This window comes from Thermus sp. LT1-2-5, assembly GCF_040363165.1.
Lineage (GTDB): Bacteria > Deinococcota > Deinococci > Deinococcales > Thermaceae > Thermus.
Genome location: NZ_BSRG01000028.1, coordinates 1 through 3,364 on the forward strand (window position 1 = coordinate 1; position 3,364 = coordinate 3,364).

Consider the following 3,364-nt stretch of genomic DNA (forward strand, 5'->3'; position numbering starts at 1 on the left):
TCTCCCGCACCGCTTCCCTCAGCAAGATTCGCAAGGTATCCTGGTCCACGGGGCACCTCCTCGTGCTAAGGTGTGCCCCCCTATTAAACACGGACCCTTACACATAAATCCTTACACGACCAGGATTAGGCTCGGAATACGAAAGGCTTTGGGTCGAAGACGTGCCCCTTGTCCTTGCCAGCGACGCTAGCGTTGTCCTACGCAGAGAGCGGTTCGGGGGAATACTCTACGGCTTTAAGAGGGGCATTTTTCTCAATCAGGAAGCCTTCGACCTTGTTAGATCCTTTGTAGTTGCTACTAGGCCATCGCTGGCCCTCAAGCAAGTTCTCAAAGAAGGAGGCTTAAGTGAAATTACCAAGGGATTTGTAGAGGCAGCGGGGCATTTAATCCTTTACTTGATTGCCGAGGGATACCTTCGCCCTTCTCAAGAAGGGCTGGAATCTAAAGCTTTGTTCCTAGACGATCAACACTTCTCCGATGACCGGTACTATAGGCCTCTATCCATGGAAATCGAGCTCACGAATAGGTGCTATAGGCGTTGTGCATACTGTGCATACGAATCCGGCCCTGAACCCAAAATACCTCTTCGGGAAGAGCTGACTTTCGATGAGTGGGGATATATCTTGGATTCCATAAGAAAGGAAGGGGTCTTCTACCTTGAATTCACAGGAGGTGATCCACTGAGTAGGCCAGATGGATTGGAGATCATCCGCCTAGCGGACGAGCTAGGGTTTAGCGTTCAAGTTAACACCGACTTGTCCGTGTTGCGAGATAGCGACTTAGATAAGATTGCGTCCACAAAAAATCTGAACTTCGTGGGTACCACTTTAGACGGATCTAGTCCGGATAGCCACGATTTGCTTCGGGGTAAGGGGGGATTTAAGACTACCTTGCGGCAGATAAGTCTCATTGCCAAAGCCGGTATCCCTCTGGCTGTCTTCACGGTAGTTCACAAGAAGAACTACACTGAGATTAGAAAGATAGGTGAAATCGCAACACAAAACAACGCTATGTATGGGATTGCGCCCATGTATCCCGCAGGGCGCGGGGCAAGCTTGAATCATCTCGTTCTTAGCCAGGAAGAGTGGGACTTCGCTGTAGGGGAATACATGGACATGGTTAGATTAGGTGCGATTAAGCCCCACCAAAGGCTGTGGTATAAGCTTTCTAGAGAACTTAGATCGGAAAACCCGGCCCGCGATCAGATATGGCTTACCTCTAGGGGTAATCGTGCTCTTCGCGTAGATCCGAGGGGTAATGTCTACGTTTCTGCCAAATTGCGTGAGTGGCGGCCCAGGTATTCGTTCTTCGGCAACCTTCTAACGAGCACTTTAGCCGACATTTGGGAGAATTCGCCTCTACTGCAAGAGCTACGGAAAATACCTGTTCAACCGAACTTCTTTGATGCCGTGGACATTCGGACTATCCCCAATTACACCAGCGAAATCCCTCTAGCTGATGGCTCAGCGTCCCAGCATGGCTAAGGATTTAACTCCGCCCTCGGGTACCTTCTCCTTCTTCCTCCTCGCCTTCCTTCTAACCCTGACCGGCCAGGGCCTGGTGGTGGCGGGCCTATGGCGGTTCCTGGAAGCGGGAGCCTCGGGGCTACAAACTTCGGTCCTCACCCTGGTTCAAGCCTTAGCGAGCATCCTGACCCCCTTTCTCCTCCAATCCTGGCTTGAGACCAGGCCCCAAATGGTGCTCCGCCTCCTCGCCTTTGGCCTTGGGGTAGCGGCCCTCCTCGCCCTGGGAAGCCCTGGCCTTAGCACCTTTCTTCTCCTTTACGCCGCCTTGCTCGCCCTCTTCCTCTTCCTTACGGCTGCTCTGGCCATCTACGGCGTTTTACTGGGAAGCGCCCTGCCCCGCCTCTTCCCTAAGGAGGCCCTGTCCCAGGCCAACGCCCGCTGGGAAATGGCCAATACCTTGGGCCTGGTCCTGGCCCCCCTCATAGGGGGCTTTGCCGTGGACCGCCTGGGGCCCTACGCCCTTCCCCTCTTCGCCCTTCCTCTGGGGGTGGCCCTGGTCCTCCTCCTGGGCCTGAAGGCCCCTCCTCCCCTAGGCCCTTCCGAAGGGAGGCGGAAGGCCTTTGGGGGTGTACCCTTGGGTGTTCTCCTCCCCGTTGCTCTACCTGCCCTTCTCCCTGCCCTGGCCCTCACGGGGGGCGGGGTCCTCACCGCTCTTCTCTTCCACGACCTCAAGCGGCCCGAGGGGCTAGGTATCGCCTGGGCGGGCTTTAGCCTGGGGGGCTTCCTTGTGGCCCAGGCCCTTACCCGCGTCTCCCTCCCCCCGGTCCTTGGCCTCCTCGGGGGGCTTGGCCTCCTGGGCCTGGGCAACCTGGGGAACGGCCTCCTCCCTTACCCCCACCTCCTCCTCGGGTCTTTGGTCTCGGGGGCGGGGGTTTCCGTGGCCCGGATCGCCTTCCGGACCTTCCTCCAGCGGCTTGCCCCCCCGGAGACCCTGGTGGGCCTCTTTGCCTACGTCAACGTCCTCACCCAGACGGCCCGGGTCCTGGGCTCCCCCTTGGGCGGGGGGCTTGGGGACCTCCTGGGGCCCAGGGGGGCCTTCGTGGCCTTTGGGAGCGTTTTCCTCCTGGCCTCCCTTCTCTTTCCCCCTCTCCTCCGCCTCTCCCAAAGGGTTCTCTCCCCTCGTGGTGACGCCGAGGGGCGTGGGTGAGGCCCTCCTGGGCTCCACGGGCGGTATTCCCCTGCTGCTACTCTGGGGCTAACCCGTAAGGGGGTGAATGGCGATGCTCAAGGAGGTGCAAGAGGTCAGGGTCGGCGGCCGGACGCGGCGGGTGTACGTGCGCCCCTTTGCCATGCCTGCTCCATTACAGGTGGGGTCATCTGGATGGTGGAAGGGTTCGCTCTAGAGGCTTGAACCCGGTCTGGAAACTGGCCTTTCTTTCCGAGGCCCTGGGCGACCTGGGGGCCGCCCTGGGCTTCAGCGCCTTGAGCCTGGAGGTGGCCCGCACGGGGGAGGCCTTCTGGGTAGGCCTCTTCGCTGCCCTCGGGTACTTCACCCTAGGCCCTTTGCTCCTCCTGAGCCCCCGGCTGGACCGGGGAGACCCGGTGAGGGCCCTCCTCCTCCTGGCCCTTCCGTTCCCTCCTTTCCTCGCGGGGGGCCTGCTCTATGGGTTTGCCGTCGGGGTCACGGGCGTCCACCTGCGGGCCGTGCGGGGGTGGTTGCTGCCCGAGGAGGCCCTGGCGGGGAGCCTGGCCGCCCTGCGGGCCCTGATCTACGGGGCGGGCGCCTTAGGGGGAACCCTCTCGGGGGTCCTGGGGGGGATCGGCGTGACCCTGCCCTTGCGGGTGGCCCTGGCCTCCTTCCTGGCCTTCTACCTCTTCGCCCTTGGCCCGCTCCATCC

General features: G+C 60.3%; 3 protein-coding genes. All 3 read left to right on the forward strand.

The features are described from left to right. Window positions 1–161 precede the first annotated feature (161 nt). The gene (locus ABXG85_RS12810) at window positions 162–1,484 is read left to right on the forward strand and encodes a radical SAM protein (RefSeq protein ID WP_353513994.1); all 1,323 of its coding nucleotides are present in this window, start codon (window positions 162–164) and stop codon (window positions 1,482–1,484) included. Beyond that, on the forward strand, window positions 1,477–2,673 hold the full coding sequence (locus ABXG85_RS12815; RefSeq protein ID WP_003043751.1) for an MFS transporter: 1,197 nt from the start codon (window positions 1,477–1,479) through the stop codon (window positions 2,671–2,673). The genes ABXG85_RS12810 and ABXG85_RS12815 overlap by 8 nt, the downstream gene beginning before the upstream one ends. A 200-nt stretch (window positions 2,674–2,873) precedes the next feature. Beyond that, the coding region (locus ABXG85_RS12820) for a hypothetical protein (RefSeq protein ID WP_353513995.1) at window positions 2,874–3,364 on the forward strand (491 nt) is incomplete at its 3' end.

What these genes read in the sequence shown, in the direction of transcription:
- ABXG85_RS12815 (WP_003043751.1), top strand. Translation starts at nt 1,477, where the DNA reads ATGGCTAAGGATTTAACTCCGCCCTCGGGTACCTTCTCCTTCTTCCTC.